Source organism: Chitinophaga polysaccharea, from assembly GCF_007829335.1.
GTDB classification, from domain to species: Bacteria; Bacteroidota; Bacteroidia; order Chitinophagales; family Chitinophagaceae; genus Chitinophaga; species Chitinophaga polysaccharea_B.
In genome coordinates, this window is record NZ_VIWO01000001.1 from 1,510,639 (window position 1) to 1,531,148 (window position 20,510).

Consider the following 20,510-nt stretch of genomic DNA (forward strand, 5'->3'; position numbering starts at 1 on the left):
AATTAGTTAAACCCGTCGAAAGCCCCTTCTATATTAATACTTCGCTATTTTTTTTGTTCCCAGTTTGTTCTTTTAAAAACCTGCTCTATTTTTAGCCCATATACTGTTATATGCCAGAAATAATGCCAGACGACCTGACTGATCGGCTACGGACAGACGATTTTAAACTGTTTGAGCTGATTTTCAATACTTACTGGGAGGAATTATACACTTATGCAGCCCGGGTAACAGGAAGTGATGCAGACGCACAGGATATTATACAAGACCTGTTTACCAGTATCTGGGAACGCCGGCGCCAGCTGGAGTTGCATACCCATATCCGTTATTACCTCTTTAGCGCCGTTAGAAAGCATATCCTGCGTAAATTCCGGGATGATGGGTTGAAGGAAAAACATCTCGAAAAATTTATTACCCATAGTGAGCTGCGTACGGAGCTAACACTCAATACTATTATTCACAAAGACATCATCACCCAGTTGCAGCAGGACCTCCGGCATTTACCCGAAAAGGAACGCCAGGTATTTGAATGGTATCATTTTGATGAACTCAGCATCCGGGAGATTGCCCTTATGCATGGTACGGCAGAACAAACGGTTCGTAACCAGCTGGGAAATGCCTATAGAAAAGCCCGCCCGTTGCTGAACCGCCTGCTGATGTTCCTCTGATATTCCCTTCCATGTTACCTTAATGTTAATCCCGCTTTCCCGATAGTTAAAAAAGGACGGTTGTGCAACTTAGCTTTTAAACGCCGCACCTTGATCCGATCTAAAATAAGAGCCATCATAGGTAAGTACCTGGATGATAGGGCTACACCAGCCGAAGAGCAGTTGCTCACGCACTGGCTGGATGTGATATCCGCAGAGGGGACTCCATCGGACGTCCTGACGTCAGGGGACAAGGAACAGCTCCGGCGTAAAATGCTGCAAACCATCCGGCAACGCACCGGGCAGCCGGCGCGCTCCTATTCTATATGGAAACGTATGGTGGCCGCCGCCGCTATACTCCTGGTAGTTGTAGCTGCCAGCTGGTGGATCATCCAGCAACATACCTCCCGACCCGTAGCCTGGCTGGAACTAAGCACGGGTATTGGCGAAATGAAAAAGCTGGTGCTGCCCGACAGCAGCACGGTATGGCTGGAAGGAAACAGCCGGCTGAAATATCCCGGGCATTTCAAAGACAAACGGGACATTGAGCTGTTATATGGAGATGCCTTTTTTGATGTTTCTCCCTACCCAAAATCACCCTTTACGGTGCATGTAGATAGCCTGCAGGTGCGGGTGCTGGGCACTTTCTTTCATGTAAGGGCCTACGGGCAACTACCTATAGAAATAACGGTTAATAGCGGTAAGGTAAGCGTTAGCAAGCATGACCAGCTCATGGGACTGCTCACTGCTAACCAGGCTATGCGTATTAACTGGAACGACTATACGTTTTTAAGAATGGAGGTAAGCCCATTGAATATCAGCGACTGGATGCGACGGGAAATCGTTTTTGACAACATGCCTTTAAGGTCGGTGTTACACCTGCTGGAAAATTATTACCGCGTAAAGTTTGACATTGAAAGCGTGCCTGATATGCAGATTACAGGCTCCATGCCAGCAACGTTGCTGCCGCAACAGGTATTTAATATCCTGGAAGAGCTAACGGATCACCAGGTAATAGTAGAAGCCCGTGGAGGAAATAAAGTTACTGTAAGACATAAATAAATATTCCCTGAATTGATTTAATTAAAAAATCGCGGTTATGAATGTACGTAGTACTCATCTGCGTACAAGCGTATTTGGCAAACAAATATGTCTTGTACTGCTCTTGCTATCCCTATACGGAAGCATTTCTGCCCAACAAAAGTCTGCAATAGTGCAGGAATTACATGTAGGCGCCGGACCGCTGACAAGCGCCCTGGGGCTATTGCGGCAACAAAGCGGCGCTAATATTATGTATGACGCCAACTCGTTGAAACACCTGACCGTAAAGGCGCAGGACTTCCGTGGTCAGTCTGTGGAAGATGTATTGCGCCAGCTGCTGAAAGGAACTGGATTTTCCTTTTCCGCCACAGAAGGCGTATTTATTATTAAGAAAGAGAAAGCCACTGTTCCTGTAACCGGTACAGTTACAGATGAGGAAACCGGCGCCCGCCTTCCTGGTGTAAGCGTATTGGTAAAAGGCAATACACAAGGCAGCATTACCAATGGCGAAGGAGCCTTTACGCTGCAGGCCGACCTTCATGGGGATACCCTGCTATTCAGCTCCCTGGGCTACAAACCCGGCCGCCTGGTACTCAATGGGCAACAGCTGGTGACTATACGCCTGAAATCTGATGCCAGTATGCTCAACAGTGTAGTGGTAGTAGGTTATGGCCAAACTACCAAAGGTGATCTCACCGGCGCGGTATCACATGTATCATCCGAAAACTTTAATACGGGTGTATTCAGTTCACCGGAGCAGCTGCTGCAAGGCAAGGTTCCCGGCTTGAATGTTACCCGTAGCGGCGATCCCAATGCCACGCCGGCAGTGATCCTGAGAGGTCCCTCCACCTTCCGGGAAGGCGAAGCACAACAACCTTTTTATGTGATCGATGGGGTTCCCGGCGCTAATATACAGCTGGTATCTCCGGCAGATATTCTCTCGATGGATGTATTAAAAGATGCCGCGTCTACCGCGATCTATGGCGCCCGTGCGGCCAACGGCGTGATTATGATTACCACCCGCCGCGCCAAACAGGGACAAAGCTGGATCAGTTACAGTGCCTATGCTGCATCCGAACGCATTTCCAATAAAATAGATATGCTGTCGGCCAATGAGCTGCGCCAATACCTGAAGGATAATAACAAAAGCCTCACACCGGCTTATGAAGATAATGCCAACACCGACTGGCAGAAAGAAGTAACCCGCAACGGCATGTCGCAAAGTCACAACCTTTCTTTTGGCGGTGGTAACGAGAAAACCTTGTTTGATGGAAGTATCAACTACCTCCAGAATAATGGTATTATTAAAACGTCCTCACTGGAACGGCTAAACGTTAGAGCCAACCTGGAGCAACGCGCTTTTAATGATGTATTGAAAATAAACTTGTCTATCAGCAACAGCTTAAGCACGCAGAACCGGGCACCAGAGCAGGTTTATCTCAATATGCTGAATTATATACCTACGGTAAATATTTTTAATCCCGATGGTACCTATAAAGAAGACCTGAGCCGTTCCCGCGGTTACCTCAATCCTGTTTCCCTGATCGATAACAACAGCGATCGTACCAAAGAAAAAATTATGCTGGGTAACGCACGCGCTGAGGTGAAATTATTACCAGGGCTGCGGTATACCATGAGCCTCTCTTTGCAGGATCAGCAAATTAACCGGGATATTTATAATAACCGGGCTTCCAGCCTGTCGCCCAATACGAACGGACAAGCCATCCGCAGCGCTTTTACCAATTCACGTAAAGTGCTGGAAAGTTATTTTAACTACGATAAAACGTTTGGGAAGCACGACCTGCGACTGCTGGCGGGATACTCCTGGCAGGAAGACCGTACCGGCGACGGATTCCAGACCTCTCAGCAAGGGTTTGTATCAGATGTTACTGCGGGGAATAACCTGAACCTGGGAGGCGCCAAAGATGGATATCTCCCTAACTATGGTACTACCAGGATACAAACTTTACGCTTTATTTCCTTCTACAGCAGGGTAAATTATTTATATGAGGATAAATACCTCCTGCAGGTATCTGTTAGACGGGATGGCTCTTCGGCTTTTGGTATCAACAACCGCTGGGGTACCTTCCCGGCAGTATCCGGCGCCTGGAAGATCAGCAAGGAAAAATTTATGGATAATGTACGCTGGATTGAAGAACTAAAACTACGTGCAGGCTATGGCGTTACCGGCAACTCGCTGGGCTTTGATCCGCTCATCGCCAAATTCCGCAACGATATTTTCGGTAAGTTCTACTCCGATGGCAGGATCATCAGCTCTATAGGACCTGTACAAAACGATAACCCCAACCTCAAATGGGAACGTACTGGTATGGCCAATATAGGTATAGATCTGACGGTATGGAAAGGGCGCCTGAGTGTTACCGCCGACTACTACGACAAGCGCACTACCGACCTTATTTACTCCTATGAAGTGCCTTCTCCTCCTTACTTTGTACCTAATATGTTAGCCAATGTGGGTGCTATGAGTAATAAGGGCATTGAGTTACAGGTAAACGTAGTGCCGGTAAAAACGGCCAATTTTACGTGGAACACGTCTGCTAATATCGCGCATAATAAGAACCGCGTAGTATCGCTTTCCAACGATATGTTTTCCGTGAAATACATTGAAACAGCAGACCTGGGCGGTAAAGGACAATCCGGTAATAAATCGCAGCTGATACAGGCTGGCTACGCATTGGGTGCGTTTTACCTGTGGCAGTATGAAGGGAAGGATAAAGATGGTAACTCCACTTTCCGTTCCGCCAATGGAGGCATTACCAAAGAACCCAGTTCCACAGATCGCTACTACAGCGGCGATGCACAGCCGGCTATCATCTACGGCTGGAGCAACAGCTTTACTTTCCGCCAGTTCGATGCCAGCATCTTTATACGTGGCGTGTCGGGCAATAAAATACTGAACGCTACGCTCGCCAATCTTAATAACCCCGCGGAAGCCACTGGCTACGACATGCCCCGGATAACGCTGGGAGAGGCGGTTACAGATGCCAAAGCGCCTTATATTTCTACCCGCTACCTGGAAAATGGTGCTTATCTGCGCCTCGACAACGTGACCATCGGCTACACCATCCCCGTACCCGGCAAGTATGTGCGTAAACTACGTGTATACGCTACCGGTAACAACCTGGCGCTGATCACGAAGTATAAGGGTATAGACCCGGAAATCAATATGGGCGGGCTTACACCAGGTATAGATAATAATAACTTCTATCCTAAAACCCGCTCCTTCCTCTTTGGTTTGAACGCAACTTTTTAACAACGGTAAATCTGCATAACATGAAAAATATTATTATAACGGGAATGGCCATCTATTTTACCTGCCTCACTGCTTGTACCAAGCTGGATGTAAAGGTAGAATCAGAATATACCAGCGACAACTTTCCCACCACCGCAGATGGTTTTATTGCCGCCTCCGGACCGATGTATACGCAACTGAGCTCAAAATATGCGGTAGATTACTGGCGTCTGCAAGAACTGTCGACCGACGAGGCCATTATACCTGCCCGTGATGGCAACTATGAGGATGGCGGACAATATCGTTTCCTGCATAAACATACGTGGACAAAAGATCATCCCACCGTTAAAAGCGTGTGGCAGTGGGCTTTCAGCGGGGTAACTACCTGTAACCGTATACTCACCCTTTTCCAGAAAGCACCAGAAAGTAAGAGCAAGCAAACCAGCCTGGCGGAAGTGAGAACCATGCGTGCCTTGTATTACTTTTTCCTCATGGATCTTTTTGGTAAGGTGCCCATTATTACTTCATTCGACAATACTTCCCTGCCGGAACAATCTTCCCGGGAAGCGGTGTTTACCTTTATAGAAAAGGAGTTGAAAGAATCGCTGCCATTGCTCAATACAAAAACGGGACAGGTTACCTATTCCAAACCGGTGAAGTGGTTTGCTTTTGCGCTGCTGGAAAAAATGTACCTGAATGCAGTAGTGTATACTGGTCGCCCTATGTATACCGAAGCCGTAGCCATGGCAGACAGCGTATTGGCGGGGGGCGCCTACACGCTGGATGATAATTTCATCAACATATTTACGCCGGATAACGGACCACAGGTAAAAGAAACCATTTTTGCCATTCCTTATGATACCTATCAGATTAAAGGTAACCAGTTTTCCCGGTTTGGATTGCACCCTGCTCTGGTAGATAAATACTCCCTGCTTTTCCGCCCCAGTATTGCCATGAGCACTATTGCTTCCTTTTATGAGAAGTTTAATTTAACGGGAGATATCCGTAACAATACCTGGCTCGAAGGAAAGCAATTTAATAGTGATGGATCTCCCATTATGATCAGTACTACCAACAAAGGATTGGATAACAATTATGCAGGTTCTGATCCGGGCGCTAAGATCAGTTGGCAGCTGAGTTTTTCCAAAGAACTGAAGCTGCGGGTAGATTCTTCTATGGACCTGGGCAACGATGAATTGGCCAAGGCGTCGGGTGTACGTGGTATTAAATTTTGTCCGGATAAAAATACGGAGGCGCAGGATCGTAACTCCAACAATGATGTGCCGGTGATGCGGCTGGCAGATGTGATGCTGATGAAAGCAGAGGCGATCCTCCGCGGTGCCGCGCCAACTGCGGTAAAAGGTGAATTGCAAACCGCCGATGTACTCGTGAATAAAATACGGGCCAGGGCTCATGCTCCGTTGATATCCGGTATTACCCTGGATGGCATGCTGGATGAACGTGCCCGGGAAATGGCCTGGGAGGCCTGGCGCAGGAATGACCTGATCCGTTTTAATAAATTTGAAAGTGCCTGGGGCTTTAAAACAGATGGTAATGCCTTTCACCGGGTATATCCTATTCCTGCCAGTGAGTTGACCCTCAATCCAAAGCTGGTGCAGAATACAGGCTATTAATACAATAGTTAAATAATATATTCAGCGGCGTGTTGATATAGTTTTAGTTAAAACTATGTGAACATGCCGCTGTTGTATGCATACTTTTCCCTTTTGCGTAACTGGTTTTCCTGATCCGATCATTGCAGCGAGTGTTCCATTCTTATTTTTGTGACATGTCAATAATACCACGGTGTATTTAGCCATACATATAAACCGATCTATTGTTTGCGCCACCAGATCTCAGATAGTAAAGAATGATGAATGAAGTCCTGACAGCGGCCGGCTCCCGGCCGCTGGAGGCACAAACCATACGCCCATGTGTAATTACCAGACATTGTATCATGGCGCGGCGGGATATGTGATCCGCTGCCCTCATTGTAAAGGAATCCAGCTTGCTTTTGGTACTACCGTTGTTAACCTGGACACTGCAGAATTTAGTTGCTTTAAAAAGATGGTGACCAGGCTGGCGGATGATCATCATGATGCTACGCTGCATGAGAAGTCAATTTGTTTGCCCCTGCCCGCCGATCATGTGATGATGCTGGTTACTCCTGCTGAAATAGGTGACTTGTCGCATATGGCGGCCGAAGTACAGGCGTTGTTGGATACCTATGAGATATTGGAAATTTCTCCCGCAGAGTAAGTAAGCATCGGTACCGGGCCTGTTCATCCATTTATTAACCCTGGCGCCTGTTTTTTATTATTAATATAAGAGCGGATAGTGCTCGTTAAGTATGAAGGCTACATTATATTTGCGTGCGCATGCGTGCATGTGATCAACAGTATAAAAACGCAATCATATGAAAACGACAGTTGCATTACTCCTGGTAATGGTGTTGGGAATTACCAATGGTTACTCCCAGAAAAACGCCAAACCGGTTGACTACAATGCGATCATTAATGAAGCATTTCAACTTTTCAAAAATGAAAAGGGGGGCAAAAATGCAAACTATATCCCTTTCCTCGACAAGGTGGATCCCGATATGTACGGTATTGTGCTGGTAACGAAAGAAGGGCAGGTATACCAGGTGGGGGAAACCCGGTATGAATTCGGGATTGAATCGATAGAAAAAGTATTTACCCTTTGCATGGCGATGGAAATATTTGGTGATTCCGTTATCCTGGAGAAAGTAGGCGCCGCGCAAACGGGATTGCCTTTTAATTCGGTTCCGGCCATTGAGCAGAACGGTCAGAAGCCTTCTAACCCGTTGGTGAATGCCGGCGCTATGGCTACCACCAGCTTATTGACCAGTCATTTCGGGCATGCCGAAGCCTGGGATAAAGTAAATGCCTATTTCGGCAGGTTTGCGGGGAGGCCCCTCACGGTGCTGGATGAGCTGTATAAATCGGAAGCCGCTACCAATGAGCATAACCAGGCTATTGCCATGTTGCTGAAATCATATGGATACATGTATGATGATCCGTTATATGCCTGTGATTTTTATACGAAACAGTGTTCTTATGGTGTTACCACCCGCGACCTGGGCATTATGGCCGGTACGCTGGCCAACGGTGGTGTAAATCCTGTTACCAAAGAGCGGTTGCTGAAAGAAGCGTATATACCAAGGGTGCTGGCCATTATGGGCACTACCGGGTTGTATGAAACCACCGGCGACTGGATGTATAAAGTAGGATTGCCCAGTAAGAGTGGTGTTGGGGGCGGTATTATTTCAGTGGCGCCCGGCCGTTTTGCCATCGCTGTTTTTTCCCCCCGGTTGGATAAGGCGGGTAACAGTGTGCGGGCACAGGAAGCCATTAGGTATATTTCGGATAAACTGGCTGCCAATGTGTATTTAGGAAAATAATTGTGGTGGGATAACCACTGGTTGGTGAACAGCGCCGGAGATGTTCCGGAGGCTGTTCACCAATTTTTTTCGGGGTTAATTCGTAAATTCATAAAACAAGTTATCACATTAACCTGTTTTAATGCTATGGACGTAAAGGATTATTATAAGATACTGGGAGTAGAGAAAGCGGCAACAGCTGAGCAGATAAAGAAAGCTTACCGGAAACTGGCGGTGAAATATCACCCGGATAAGAATCCGGACGATAAGGCTGCAGAAGAAAAGTTTAAAGAAATTAACGAGGCTTATGAAGTGTTGAGTGATGCAGAGAAGCGTAAAAAATATGATCAGTTTGGGGAGAACTATAAATACTATGAGCAGCATGGTGGACGGCCGGAAGATTATGACTGGTCGCAGTTTGGCGGTCGCGGCCGTGGCCAGACTTACAGCAGCGGGAATATGGAAGACATATTTGGCGGTGGTGCCGGCGGAGAGGGCTTTTCAGATTTCTTTGAGCAGCTTTTTGGCAGCAGGTTTGCGGGCGGAAGACGGGGGCAAACTTCGCAGGGACCCGGCAGGGGCCGTGATGTGCAGGCAACCATGGAGGTAACGCTGGAAGATGCTTACACGGGGGCCACCCGGCAGGTGGAAGTAAATGGCAGTCGGCTTAATATTAAACTGAAACCTGGCTTGTATGAAGGACAGGTAATCCGGCTGAAAGGCAAGGGGAGCCCGGGACGTAAAGGAGGAGAGAACGGTGATTTACTGATCAGCATACAATTAGCGCCACATCCGCATTATGAACTGAAGGGACAGGATATTTATACCGATCTGGCTTTACCCTTGTACACCGCTATATTGGGAGGAAAAGTAACTGTGAACACACCTGGTGCAGCATTGAATATGAATATACCGGCAGGAACGGACAGTGGAAAAGTATTCCGGTTAAAAGGAAAAGGAATGCCAGCCTACGATAATAAAGGCGCCGCGGGCGATTTATACATCAAAGCAATTATACATATACCAACAAATCTTTCCGACAAGGAAAAAGAACTGTTTCAGCAACTTTCACAACTAAATGAGAATGGCCATGCTTAAACTTTTTGATTACCTGGAAGAAGTGATTTCCACAGAAAGAATTTCACAGCTCAACAATCCCAAGTTGTTGTATACCGCCAGTGAAATCATGCAGGAGCTGGGCTACGGCCAGTCCGGTATGGAACAGGAACCGCTGGACAGAGCCATGCATGCGTGTGCGGCGCTGAATATCCCGGTGGACTTCAACTTCAAGAAAGTATATTGTTTTAAAGACGGTGAACTTACTACCGATTGGCAATTGTCTGAACTGGCTACCTACTTGTTTATGATTAATTGTAACCCACTGAATCCTTATGTTGCTAAAGCACAGCTGATCTTTATGATGAAAGACCGAGTATGAGAGATATTAACCGTACCGGTATCCTGATTGTAGTGATTATGGGTACTACCATGGCCGGGATAGATTCGAGTATCGTTAATATATCCCTTCCCGTGATGAGTAAGCAGTTTAACTGTACGCTCGATGAAATTGAATGGGTGATTACAGTGTACATGCTCAGCTTTTCAGTATTAATGCCGTTGACCAACTGGCTGAAGAACAGGATCGGTTTTTTTAATCTTTATGTGGGGGCCGTTTCCCTTTTTACATTAGGCTCACTGATGTGTGCCTTATCGACCAGCCTCGATTCATTGCTGGTGGGCAGGGTGGTACAGGCATTGGGTGGCGGTGCTATGGCGCCTACTTCGATGGCCATTATTTCCTATGTATTTCCTGCCCGCGTGCGGGGCGCTGTACTGGGCTGGTGGGGGCTCGGCAACCTGATAGGCCCCGCTATGGGACCTACGCTTGGAGGTGTATTGACAGAAAAATTCGGTTGGCCTTCCATCTTCTATATCAACCTGCCCATTGGTATCATCACCGTAGTGCTGGCATACAAATACCTGGATGTATTGCGCAAGCAACCCAAATTAAAGCTTCCCTTCGATCTTACCGGCTTTGCTGCTCTTACCATCTTCCTGGTGTGTTTGCAATATGGTGTTGCCAGGGCGGAAGTGGTAGGCATTACTTCTCCTGAAATACTGCTGACCCTGGGAATAGCATTGCTGGCATTTATTTGTTTTATATGGATAGACCGGCGCAAACAGGACCCTATTATGGACCTGGCCATTTTCAATAACTATGCATTTGTGAGTTGTATCCTTGTCACCATTTCCCGGGCGGCAGCATTGTACGGCGGGCTGTTTTTGATGCCTTTCCTGTTGCAGGAACAAATGGGTTTTTCGGAAGGTATTTCGGGGCTGCTGATATTGCCTAATTCCGTTTTTATGGCCGTGTTGATGCCTTTTGCCGGTCGCTGGTCCGATAAACATGGATCGAGGGAAATTTCCATGCTGGGCATTTTACTACTGGCCGTATCCATGTATTTATTTGCCGAACTCGACAAGGGGAGTCATTTAACCGCAGTAATTGTTACCATGACGGTACGGGGGATTGGTATGGGGCTGCTGCTGGCGCCTTTGAACGCTGCCACACTCAGCGCGGTAAAGCCCAGTGAAGTGACTATGGCTTCCTCCATCAGTACACTGATGCAACAGGTAGGCGGCGCCATTGGCATAGCAGTGTTGGCTATTGTTACCCAGGCGGCATACAACCGGCATGTGCTGGAAGGACTGACAAATATGAGAGCACATCACCTCGCTTTGCGGGAAGGCTTTTATATTTCACTGATCATTTTAGCAGTCACCCTGGTACCCGCCTGGTTCCTGCCAAGAAGGAATGTAGTGTTGAAGGATACCAGTACACATATAGACACCTGATTTTTTTGTGCATAATTATTGATGAGTGGTTAAAATAATAGCCGAATTTTTTCGATACTATGGGAACAAATGGTAAGCAGCACATTTTAATGATAGATGATGACGAAGATGATTTTTTCCTGGTAAATGCCTTACTACAGGATATTTCTCCGGATCAATATACACTGCAATGGGTATCATCTTATAAAGAAGCCCTACTGGCTATCGAAACACGGTCGTATGACCTTTACCTGGTTGATTACCGGTTGGGCGCGCATACCGGTATTGATGTGTTGCATCATTTCCGCAACCTTGGATATAAAGCGCCCGTTATCCTGTTTACCGGTAAGGGCGATTATAAAATCGATAAAGAAGCGATGCAAGCTGGTGCTTCCGACTACCTGGTAAAGAGCGAAATTACCGCCGCGTTACTGGAACGTGCGATCCGTTATACATTAGACAAGTTCAATCATTTGCTTGCGATTGAGAAAAGCGAAAAACGTTATTTCAGCATTTTCGAGAAGTCAAATGACCTGATTATCCTGGCTGACTGCGAACACAAGATAGTGGCTGCTAATCCCGCGGCGCTCCGGGTATTGAAATATGAAGAAGGCGAATTATATAGTAGCCATTTACAAGGTCTGTTTGCCGATGAAGGAGAGATAAAAGGCTTCCTGGACCTGCTTTGCTCCGATGATGGCGTGGTGCAGCGGGAGTATACTTTCCGCAGCAAGAATGGACAACAGCTCGATGTCATGATTAATGCGTCGTTGCTGGATGAGAAGAAACAGCTGTATTTATGCATCATCCAGGATATTACTGCGCGTAAACGCAAGGAGCGGGAGAAGCAGCAACAGGAGAAATTTGCTATTACAGGCCGTATAGCCCGCCTGGTGGCTCATGAAGTACGTAACCCGCTTACGAATATATTGTTGGCAGTTTCACAGCTTAAAACAGAACCTATTGCTGAGTCAGAAGATACGCAATTGTACCTGGATATTATGGAGCGCAATTGTCACCGGATCAATCAGCTGATCACGGAGCTATTGCAGTCTACCCGCATGTCGGAGCTGAATATGGTTCCTATGGGGCTGAATGTATTGCTGGAAAAGGCGTTACAGCTGGCGGCCGACCGGTTGCAGCTAAATAATATTACAGTAGAAAAGCAACTGAGCGAGCCTGATCATCTGATATTGGCAGATGAAGATAAAATACTTATTGCGTTCCTGAATATCATTATCAACGGTATTGAAGCGATGAAAAGCGGAGAAGGGCGTTTAGGTATCCAATCCTGGGAAGAGAATGACCGGGTGTTTATTCGTATATCCGATAATGGTAGCGGTATTTCAGAGCAGAACCTGGCCAAATTATTTGAGCCGTTTTTTACCAGTAAAACCAAGGGAACGGGATTAGGGCTTACAGCTACGCAGAATATCATATTGCAGCACCAGGGCACTATTTCTGTAGATAGTGCCCTGGGCAAAGGCACGCGCTTCGTGATCAGTTTCCCGATCCATCATGTCTAGTCTTCAGCTGTTTTGAAGCCTGTTTGTGTAAAAACAATTTTCCGTTGTTTATACAGGTTACCGATCGTCATTTTAAATGTTTTCTTACTCATGCCAAAGAAATCCTGGATTTCTTCCGGAGTCGATTTATCATGATAGGGCAGGTAACCATCATTTTCCCGGAGCAGGCGTAATATCTTTTCCCCCTCATCTTCTACTTTGCTGAACCCTGGTTTTCCCACGATCACATCTATTTTATCGTCTTTTATCTGGCGTATGAACCCGGTCATTTTATCGCCGATTTCAATGGGGCGGAAAATATCGCTGTGGTGGAGGATACCGGTATGCTGGTTGTTGATGATCATCACATAACCGATGTCGGTGCGGCGATAGGCTACCAGGTTTACCAGGTCTTTTTCTTTGACGGTGAGGTTTTCGTTGCTGAGAAAGCGGTCAATTTTTTCGGTGGCAGCCAGGCGACCCGTCAGTTCATCGATATATATTTTTACCAGGTATTCCTGTCCCGGTACCATGCGGGTAAGCTGCTGGGACTGGGCTACAAACAGGTCTTTCATGAGTCCCCAGTCGAGGAAGGCGCCTTGTTGAGTAGCGCTAACGGCTTTCAGGAGTACAATATCGCCGGCAATACCGTAGGGGCGTTGAGTGGTGGCAATGAGGCGATTTTCAGAATCGTGGTAGAGAAACACTTCCAGTTCATCGCCGATTTTTGTTTCCCTGGGTACAAACCTGCTGGGGAGCAGGATTTCCTGGTCTATGCCCTCCAGGTATACACCAAAATCAGCTTCTTTTTTTACCCTCAGGAGATTGTATTCACCCACCTTTATCATAAAATTCGATTAATTGTCCAGGCTGCAAGTTACTTATAGATTGCCGGATTGCGAGAATCATATTCTGCTTACTTTTGTAAGTAACAGCTACCCAATAATAACTGTAATTCCAAAAAAGCTGTTTCAAAAACCAACCGACCATCTTATGACGATTTTATTTTTTACCCTGATTCTGCTGTGCGGGGCCTTTACGGCTGGCCTGCTGGGGTCGCTTACCGGTTTAGGAGGCGGCGTTGTCATTATTCCATTACTGACGCTGGGATTCCACGTCGACATCCGTTATGCTATTGGGACTGCCCTGGTAGCGTCTATCGCCACTTCCTCCGGGTCTGCCTCTGCCTATGTGAAAGAGGGTATTACTAATATCCGGCTGGGTATGTTCTTGGAAATAGCTACTACCACAGGTGCGGTGGCGGGTGCGCTCATTGCGGTGTACATGCCTACGAATGTGGTAGCCATTATTTTCGGGCTGGTACTTATTTTTTCTTCCCTGGTGTCGCTCCGTAAGAAAACGCAGTATGCGGAAGACAGTTCCCAAAGTAAGCTGGCGGCGCAGCTGCGGCTCAATAGCAGTTATCCTTCTGCCAATGGAGCTGTTAACTACCAGGTACATCGTGTACCCGGAGGCTATTTCATGATGACTTTTGCCGGTGTGATGTCGGGTTTGCTGGGTATTGGTTCCGGCGCCCTGAAAGTACTGGCGATGGACAATATCATGCGTATCCCCTTTAAGGTATCTACTACCACCAGCAATTTTATGATTGGGGTAACCGCTGCGGCCAGCGCCGTAGTATACCTGCAACGGGGTTATATTTCCCCGGGCTTATGTATGCCGGTGGTATTGGGCGTGTTGGCCGGGGCCTTTGCTGGTTCCAAGTTGCTTACCCGTGCCAACGTAAAATGGCTGCGCATTGTATTCAGCGTTGTTATTGGTTTTCTCGCTTTGCAGATGATTTATAATGGTATCACCGGAAAACTATAACATATGAAAAAATTATTTTCTACTTATTTCCGGGACAAAGATATTCAGCAGCTCATTGGCAAACAGCTGCGTCTGGGCGTGATACTCTCCAGTGCGATTGTGCTGGTGGGAGGTATTATTTACCTGGTACGGCATGGGCATGAACAGCCCTCCTACGGCAGCTTTACCGGCGTGCGTGAAGGGCTGGACAATTTGCCCGGCATCTGGCAGGGCGTGCTGGAAAACAAGGGAATGAATATTATCCAGCTGGGAGTAGTATTGCTCATTGCTACGCCTATTATTCGTATAGCCTTTTCTGTTATTGCATTCCTGTTAGAGAGAGATTATCTCTATGTTGTGCTCACCTTAGTGGTGCTGGGCGTAATTATGTTCAGCATGAGCGGTGGCTTGGCCGGTTAGGGCTACAGGCTTACCGCTACCACCGTAGCTATTTTATCAGGTGCCTGTGCAGGGAGATCAATGATGAGCTCATCTGCACTGGCACTGGTAGAGAGGGTTTGTCCGCCTGCCAGCAGCCTGGCATTGCGTACTTTCTCTTTAATACCGGGTACATGTAGTTTTCCATCGGCCGGCCAGTCGAATATGTGGAGATAGAGGATGGTACTGTTATCCTTCTTTTTCTGCGTACAGCGGCCCCAGGGCAAAGGGGGCAGCGGGCTGCCCTGTGTGCCGTAGATGGCTTCTCCGTTTACCTTCATCCATTGTCCTATGCCTTTCAATGCGGTAAGACTTCCTTCGGGGAAGGCGCCGGTAGCATCGGGGCCTACATTCAGGAGGTAGTTCCCATTTTTAGAAGCGATATCTACCAGGTTACGTATAAGCGTTTCCGTGCTTTTCCATTTGTGGTCGTAGCTTTTATAGCCCCATGTACCATTCATGGTCATGCAGGTTTCCCAGTCGCGCCCATCCAGCTCGGCGGGAGAGGGGATTTTTTGTTCCGGTGTTTTATAGTCGCCCGGAAAATTGGGACGTTTGAGGCGGTCGTTTGTAATGATATTGGGTTGCAGGGCCAATACAGCCTGCAGTTTTTCCGCATATTCATCCGTCATGTTGGTAGGCGTATCCCACCAGAGCACGGCTACCTCGCCGTAGTTGGTGAGGAGTTCTTTTACCTGTGGCACGGCTACCTTATCTATGTATTCTGACATGGAAGCGGTGGTTTGGGCGGGATCCCAGTGACCGCTGTGTTCCATCGTATAGGCATCTATGCGGGCAGAGTCGGGATTGGGCCAGCCTTCCGTAGCAATTTTGCGGGCGGCGGCGCCACCGGGGTTGTTCCAGTCCTGCGCCTGTGAGTAATAGAAGCCGAGTTTGAGGCCGTATTTCTTACAGGCGGCGGCCAGTGGTTTCAATATATCTTTTCCATACGGCGTGGCATCTACGATGTTCCATTTGCTGGCGTTGGATTTAAACATGGCAAATCCGTCGTGATGTTTGGCGGTGATCACGATGTATTTCATGCCCGCGTCTTTGGCGGTTTTCACCCAGGCATCTGCATCATACTTAGTGGGATTGAACTGACGGGCGTATTGCTGATAGGTAGCTACAGGGATTTTTGCGCGATTCATGATCCATTCTCCGCCGCGGCCCACCTGTTGGCCCTTATATACGCCGCCGGGTACGGCATAATCGCCCCAGTGGATGAACATGCCGAAGCGTGCGTTGCGCCACCATTGCATGCGCTGATCATGCGATGGCGTGGTTTGGGCAAACAATTGGGTGGCGACAAGTAATACAATGATTAAGTGGAATACTTTTCTCATAACTTTTGTGGATATTATAAATAATGCAAACGTTTGCATTAACTGGGTAAAAAATAAGCGCATAGCGCTTTTATCTCTCTGTAATACTAATATCCGCAAAAAAGGAAAAGAAAGCTGGATGGATTTTGCCGGAAGGTTATACTTTTTTAACGAAATGCACCTGTTCAGCTAGTTGTGTAGCTGAACAGGTACTTAGTTATATTAAGCCATTTCCATTTCGCGCAGTTCCAGTACCTGGGTGGTCCATGTCCGGAGCTCATCTACCATGGCGGGATTATTCAGGAGGGACTGGCCATAGGATGGGATCATTTTCTTCAGTTTGACTTGCCATGCTTCTGTTTCCACATCTTCCTTGAAGCAGCGTTTCAGGAGGTTGAGCATGATAGATACGGCGGTAGAAGCGCCTGGGGAAGCGCCCAGCAGTGCGGCGATAGAACCATCGGCAGCACTTACCACTTCGGTACCGAATTCGAGGATGCCGCCATGTTCAGGATCTTTTTTAATTACCTGTACACGCTGACCGGCAATTTCCAGCTCCCAGTCTTCCATTTTTGCTTCGGGGAAGTATTCGCGCAGGGCTTCCAGTCTGTCTTCCGGCTTTTGCCTTACCTGGGCAATGAGGTATTTGGTGAGTGGAATATTATCGAGGCCTGCAGATACCATTGGGCGGATATTATTGGCCTTGATAGATAAAGGCAGGTCCATGAAAGAACCGTTTTTCAGGAATTTAGTGGAGAACCCGGCATAGGGGCCAAACAGCAGCGCTTTTTGTCCGTCTATCATACGGGTATCCAGGTGGGGCACCGACATAGGAGGCGCTCCTACAGAGGCTTTTCCATATACTTTAGCACGGTGCTGTTCAATTATTTCGGGATTATTGCAGCGCAGCCATTGTCCGCTTACCGGGAAACCGCCGAAACCTTTTCCTTCCGGGATGTCTGATTTTTCCAGTAACGGGAGGGAACCGCCGCCGGCGCCAATAAATACGAATTTTGTTTGGATGGTTTGCTTGTCGCGGGTTTCACGGTTTTTCACCTTGATCACCCAGGAGCCATCGTCGGCTTTTTTGAGGTCGCGTACATCGTGGTTGAAGTGCAGCGTAACACCCTCGAGTTTTTCGAGGTGGTTAAACAATGCACGGCTCAATGCGCCGAAGTTTACGTCGGTACCTATTTCCATGCGGGTAGCCGCTACTTTCTGGGAAGGGTCGCGGCCTTCCATCACCAGCGGAATCCAGGATTTCAGTTTTTCCTGGTCTTCCGTATATTCCATGCTTTTAAAAAGATGGCATTGTTGCAGGGCTTTGAACCGCTTTTTGAGATAATCCACATTATCTTCTCCCCAAACAAAGCTCATATGGGGAATACTTTGAATAAAGTTGTGCGGATTGGAAATGATGTTGTTTTCTACAAGATAAGACCAGAACTGGCGGGATACTTCAAACTGTTCTGCAATGTTCACCGCTTTTTTAATGTCTACCGATCCATCCTGTTTTTGTGGCGTGTAATTCAACTCGCAAAATGCCGAGTGACCTGTGCCTGCATTGTTCCAGGCATCGGAACTTTCAGCAGCCGCCACATCCAGTCGTTCAAAAATTGCAATGGTTAACCCGGGCTCGAGCTCTTTGAGGAGCATTCCAAGTGTAGCGCTCATGATGCCAGCGCCGATTAAAACCACATCCGGACCTGTTCCAGCTGTACTCTTGCTTCTAAACATAACCCCATTTTTATTCGAGGTGCAAAGTTACAATCAAAACATTTACGCAGGGTGACAAATTTGTTTCTTTTAAGACACTTTAACAATATTATTACAATTCTTTCTGAACGGATTGAAAGATTTGAATTTATAAAAGGGATATATAATTTTATCTTTTGGTTAAACATCTGGTCGTGAAGTAATTGACTACCCGTAAATATTACTTTTATTTTATGATGAACAGACGTGCATTTCTAAAAGGCGCATCCGCCGCCATCGTAATTTCTGCCTGCGGAAAAATAGTCACTGCCGCTGCTTCCCGGCATTTTGACAGCGAAACCGTTTTCCGCTTTGCCGTAGGCTCCGACTGGCACTATGGAGAACCGAAAACCCAGTACGACCAGTATTTCCAGGATCTGCAATCGGCCTTTAACCAATACCAGCAGACATTTCCCTGCGAGTTTTTTGTATTGAACGGCGACATTATCCACAACAACCCGGATTTATTATTACCTGCTGCCGCCAAGCTGAAAACCCTGCATCCGAAACTTTATGTAACCCATGGTAACCACGACATGGTATCAGGTGATGCCTGGCAACAAGCCTGGGGGCATCCGCTCAATCACGATATCGTAATCGGTAAACAAGTGATCCTGCTGGGAGATACCGCCGATGATAAAGGCAAATACCTTTGTCCCGATGTGGAATGGTTTGCCCGTAAATTGGAACAATACAAAGCAGCTCCCAATATTTTCATATTCCTTCATATTACCCCGGTAAAATGGACAGACAATGGACTGGACTGTACCGAATTTCAATCTCTGATAAAGAAATATCCTAATATAAGAGCCGTGTTCAATGGGCATGATCACGACCAGGACAGCGTAAAGATGCTGACCGACTCTAAAATCCCTTTCCTATTTGATGGTCATGTGGGAGGCAGCTGGGGCGTAGGCTATCACGGGTTCCGGGTGGTAGAGCTGAAGAAAGACGGTAGTTTGCTTTCCTTCATCATGAATCCATTGAAAAGGCAGGACGAAAGGTTTTTTTCGAAAGTTTAGCTATTTTGCCCGTACATTCGGCCCATAAACGAACAACTATGCTGGAGGAACTGGAAAAGGACTATGGGTTTACCTATCCAACGCTGTACAAACAACTATATAAAGATGGTATGCTGGACTGGGGCGAGTTTGGAGAAGGCTGGCTGGACAGGGTATATCCTTCCATCAAAACCGCTCCACCACTGTTGCTATACGCCAACGACCTGGAAATAATGCCGCTCACCACTGTAGATGAAGAAATGGACGGAGGCCTCCTGTTTGCAGATCCCATACACCGGTTTGTGCCATTTGCCTTCAGCGGCGCCGGTGACTGGTTTGCCTTCTATTTTAATTTGCAGGAAGGCGATAACGTGCCTATTGTACAGGTATTTCACGATGCCAACGAAGCTTGTATTCTTGCTAAAAATTTACAGGACTTCATATTCCTGCAAATGCTGGAAGCCGTAACAGACCTGGACCCGAAGCATCCTTCCCTCATTGTGCACGGCGATATGAAAGAGAACTGCAGCAACTTCCTGCGTACACACGCTCCCTATCTGACTCCTAAGCAGGCGAAAATTATTAGCGCCGTATACGAAACCGGCAGCTTAACCAGTACTACCCTGCACGAAATTGTAGAAGCGGAAATGAGCTTTGAATGGTTGGATAGCAGCTTTCCCTACCAGGGTAGAGAATAAATTTTTTGAGAGGCTGACAATTAGTTAGCCTCTTTTTATATGAACCGATACCTATGAAAAGACACCTCATTTATTTGCTCGTTGCCCTATGTGGCCTGCTGGGCAGCTGCCACACCAAATTACCTGTGAACACAGGACTTCCCATGCTCAGCGAAGGCGTAATTACATTGAAACCAGATACCATCAGAACATTCCGGCTGCTAAATGAAGATGGCAGTGTATGGAAACAAATCGTTTTTAACGACGGCTTCTCCGATAGCTTGCTCCTACCCTATGCATCAAAACCGGAAAACTGGCTGCTTGTTTTCAGATGTATTCAGAAAGAACATGACCGGTATAAAGTAATCGTGAATGAAGAAACCAGTAATATAAAATACATCAGCAGTAACGACTCTAACTTCGTTGCCCAAAGCTGGGAGGAGAACATGCTCCAGTCTACGTTTATAGGCTTCGATGTAAAGACGAATCCGCTAAAGGAATCACCCCAGGCGTCGGCTGCTAACGTGCCTTACGCGCCGGATGAAGAAGAGGATGTATTCTTCCGCGCGGTAAAGATAGAAGGCGATTGGGTGCAGGTGAAGAGTAATGATGACCAGGTGATAGGATGGATAAGATGGAAGAATGAAAAAGGGGAGATGCTGGTAGATGTTTTTTACGACGCGTGATGGTAACGTAGATGGCTATACGATACATGAAAGTATCCATGGGATTTAGAGGGTCATTTGACTGCGAAGGTGCTACGCCAATAGAATGCGTACTGCCATTTTACCTTCACAATGCATTCAGTATGCATAATTTACACAAAT

General features: G+C 47.1%; 18 protein-coding genes. 15 read left to right on the forward strand and 3 right to left on the reverse strand.

Annotated features, from left to right (window positions below):
• The first annotated feature begins 110 nt into the window (after nucleotides 1-110).
• From FHW36_RS06400 to FHW36_RS06445, 10 genes are all read left to right on the forward strand, one after another.
• On the forward strand, nucleotides 111-665 hold the full coding sequence (locus FHW36_RS06400; protein ID WP_145664080.1) for an RNA polymerase sigma factor: 555 nt from the start codon (nucleotides 111-113) through the stop codon (nucleotides 663-665).
• Nucleotides 666-755: 90 nt separating this feature from the next.
• A complete protein-coding gene (locus FHW36_RS06405) occupies nucleotides 756-1,706 on the forward strand; it encodes a FecR family protein (protein ID WP_145664086.1) in 951 nt (316 codons plus the stop codon).
• A gap of 37 nt (nucleotides 1,707-1,743) precedes the next feature.
• Nucleotides 1,744-4,959 (forward strand): TonB-dependent receptor, encoded by a 3,216-nt coding sequence (locus tag FHW36_RS06410; protein ID WP_145664089.1) that lies wholly within the window; start codon nucleotides 1,744-1,746, stop codon nucleotides 4,957-4,959.
• A gap of 20 nt (nucleotides 4,960-4,979) precedes the next feature.
• Nucleotides 4,980-6,572 (forward strand): RagB/SusD family nutrient uptake outer membrane protein, encoded by a 1,593-nt coding sequence (locus FHW36_RS06415; protein WP_145664095.1) that lies wholly within the window; start codon nucleotides 4,980-4,982, stop codon nucleotides 6,570-6,572.
• A gap of 298 nt (nucleotides 6,573-6,870) precedes the next feature.
• Nucleotides 6,871-7,197: a DUF6686 family protein gene (locus FHW36_RS06420; RefSeq protein ID WP_145664100.1), complete on the forward strand. Its 327-nt coding sequence runs from the start codon at nucleotides 6,871-6,873 to the stop codon at nucleotides 7,195-7,197.
• 157 nt (nucleotides 7,198-7,354) lie between these two features.
• Nucleotides 7,355-8,359 (forward strand): glutaminase A, encoded by a 1,005-nt coding sequence (gene glsA / locus FHW36_RS06425; protein WP_222428999.1) that lies wholly within the window; start codon nucleotides 7,355-7,357, stop codon nucleotides 8,357-8,359.
• Between the two features lie 126 nt (nucleotides 8,360-8,485).
• Nucleotides 8,486-9,436 (forward strand): DnaJ C-terminal domain-containing protein, encoded by a 951-nt coding sequence (locus FHW36_RS06430; RefSeq protein WP_145664109.1) that lies wholly within the window; start codon nucleotides 8,486-8,488, stop codon nucleotides 9,434-9,436.
• Complete coding sequence (locus FHW36_RS06435; protein ID WP_145664119.1) at nucleotides 9,429-9,776, forward strand: hypothetical protein; 348 nt, start codon at nucleotides 9,429-9,431, stop codon at nucleotides 9,774-9,776. The genes FHW36_RS06430 and FHW36_RS06435 overlap by 8 nt, the downstream gene beginning before the upstream one ends.
• A complete protein-coding gene (locus FHW36_RS06440) occupies nucleotides 9,773-11,194 on the forward strand; it encodes a DHA2 family efflux MFS transporter permease subunit (RefSeq protein ID WP_145664127.1) in 1,422 nt (473 codons plus the stop codon). Before FHW36_RS06435 ends, FHW36_RS06440 begins: the two co-directional genes overlap by 4 nt.
• 59 nt (nucleotides 11,195-11,253) lie before the next feature.
• On the forward strand, nucleotides 11,254-12,699 hold the full coding sequence (locus FHW36_RS06445; protein ID WP_145664136.1) for a hybrid sensor histidine kinase/response regulator: 1,446 nt from the start codon (nucleotides 11,254-11,256) through the stop codon (nucleotides 12,697-12,699).
• On the opposite strand, the gene FHW36_RS06450 is transcribed toward FHW36_RS06445, so the two are convergent.
• Nucleotides 12,696-13,526 (reverse strand): CvfB family protein, encoded by an 831-nt coding sequence (locus tag FHW36_RS06450; RefSeq protein WP_145664138.1) that lies wholly within the window; start codon nucleotides 13,524-13,526, stop codon nucleotides 12,696-12,698. The two genes, FHW36_RS06445 and FHW36_RS06450, sit on opposite strands and share 4 nt — an antisense overlap.
• A 145-nt stretch (nucleotides 13,527-13,671) precedes the next feature.
• Between FHW36_RS06450 and FHW36_RS06455 the strand changes: the two genes are divergently transcribed.
• Nucleotides 13,672-14,508 (forward strand): sulfite exporter TauE/SafE family protein, encoded by an 837-nt coding sequence (locus FHW36_RS06455; protein WP_145664142.1) that lies wholly within the window; start codon nucleotides 13,672-13,674, stop codon nucleotides 14,506-14,508.
• A 3-nt stretch (nucleotides 14,509-14,511) separates the two neighbouring features.
• Complete coding sequence (locus FHW36_RS06460; protein WP_145664150.1) at nucleotides 14,512-14,907, forward strand: DUF1634 domain-containing protein; 396 nt, start codon at nucleotides 14,512-14,514, stop codon at nucleotides 14,905-14,907.
• 2 nt (nucleotides 14,908-14,909) lie between these two features.
• On the opposite strand, the gene FHW36_RS06465 is transcribed toward FHW36_RS06460, so the two are convergent.
• Together FHW36_RS06465 and FHW36_RS06470 are read right to left on the reverse strand one after the other, a co-directional pair.
• Nucleotides 14,910-16,271, reverse strand: coding sequence for an alpha-L-fucosidase (locus FHW36_RS06465; protein WP_145664153.1), 1,362 nt, complete (start codon nucleotides 16,269-16,271; stop codon nucleotides 14,910-14,912).
• 201 nt (nucleotides 16,272-16,472) lie between these two features.
• On the reverse strand, nucleotides 16,473-17,987 hold the full coding sequence (locus tag FHW36_RS06470; RefSeq protein WP_145664156.1) for a malate:quinone oxidoreductase: 1,515 nt from the start codon (nucleotides 17,985-17,987) through the stop codon (nucleotides 16,473-16,475).
• Between the two features lie 212 nt (nucleotides 17,988-18,199).
• On the opposite strand from FHW36_RS06470, the gene FHW36_RS06475 reads away from it, so the two are divergent.
• From FHW36_RS06475 to FHW36_RS06485, 3 genes are read left to right on the forward strand one after another with little or no spacing between them, the layout of a single operon-like run.
• Complete coding sequence (locus FHW36_RS06475; protein WP_145664160.1) at nucleotides 18,200-19,027, forward strand: metallophosphoesterase family protein; 828 nt, start codon at nucleotides 18,200-18,202, stop codon at nucleotides 19,025-19,027.
• Nucleotides 19,028-19,065: 38 nt separating this feature from the next.
• Nucleotides 19,066-19,704 (forward strand): SMI1/KNR4 family protein, encoded by a 639-nt coding sequence (locus FHW36_RS06480; RefSeq protein WP_145664163.1) that lies wholly within the window; start codon nucleotides 19,066-19,068, stop codon nucleotides 19,702-19,704.
• 53 nt (nucleotides 19,705-19,757) lie between these two features.
• Entirely contained in the window at nucleotides 19,758-20,369 is a 612-nt protein-coding gene (locus tag FHW36_RS06485) for a hypothetical protein (protein WP_145664166.1), read from the forward strand.
• Nucleotides 20,370-20,510 lie beyond the last annotated feature (141 nt).

Coding starts and splice junctions, on each gene's coding strand:
- FHW36_RS06400 (WP_145664080.1), top strand. CDS start 111: ATGCCAGAAATAATGCCAGACGACCTGACTGATCGGCTACGGACAGAC.
- FHW36_RS06410 (WP_145664089.1), top strand. CDS start 1,744: ATGAATGTACGTAGTACTCATCTGCGTACAAGCGTATTTGGCAAACAA.
- FHW36_RS06415 (WP_145664095.1), top strand. CDS start 4,980: ATGAAAAATATTATTATAACGGGAATGGCCATCTATTTTACCTGCCTC.
- FHW36_RS06420 (WP_145664100.1), top strand. CDS start 6,871: ATGTGTAATTACCAGACATTGTATCATGGCGCGGCGGGATATGTGATC.
- glsA (WP_222428999.1), top strand. CDS start 7,355: ATGAAAACGACAGTTGCATTACTCCTGGTAATGGTGTTGGGAATTACC.
- FHW36_RS06430 (WP_145664109.1), top strand. CDS start 8,486: ATGGACGTAAAGGATTATTATAAGATACTGGGAGTAGAGAAAGCGGCA.
- FHW36_RS06435 (WP_145664119.1), top strand. CDS start 9,429: ATGCTTAAACTTTTTGATTACCTGGAAGAAGTGATTTCCACAGAAAGA.
- FHW36_RS06440 (WP_145664127.1), top strand. CDS start 9,773: ATGAGAGATATTAACCGTACCGGTATCCTGATTGTAGTGATTATGGGT.
- FHW36_RS06445 (WP_145664136.1), top strand. CDS start 11,254: ATGGGAACAAATGGTAAGCAGCACATTTTAATGATAGATGATGACGAA.
- FHW36_RS06450 (WP_145664138.1), bottom strand. CDS start 13,526: ATGATAAAGGTGGGTGAATACAATCTCCTGAGGGTAAAAAAAGAAGCT.
- FHW36_RS06455 (WP_145664142.1), top strand. CDS start 13,672: ATGACGATTTTATTTTTTACCCTGATTCTGCTGTGCGGGGCCTTTACG.
- FHW36_RS06460 (WP_145664150.1), top strand. CDS start 14,512: ATGAAAAAATTATTTTCTACTTATTTCCGGGACAAAGATATTCAGCAG.
- FHW36_RS06465 (WP_145664153.1), bottom strand. CDS start 16,271: ATGAGAAAAGTATTCCACTTAATCATTGTATTACTTGTCGCCACCCAA.
- FHW36_RS06470 (WP_145664156.1), bottom strand. CDS start 17,987: ATGTTTAGAAGCAAGAGTACAGCTGGAACAGGTCCGGATGTGGTTTTA.
- FHW36_RS06475 (WP_145664160.1), top strand. CDS start 18,200: ATGATGAACAGACGTGCATTTCTAAAAGGCGCATCCGCCGCCATCGTA.
- FHW36_RS06480 (WP_145664163.1), top strand. CDS start 19,066: ATGCTGGAGGAACTGGAAAAGGACTATGGGTTTACCTATCCAACGCTG.
- FHW36_RS06485 (WP_145664166.1), top strand. CDS start 19,758: ATGAAAAGACACCTCATTTATTTGCTCGTTGCCCTATGTGGCCTGCTG.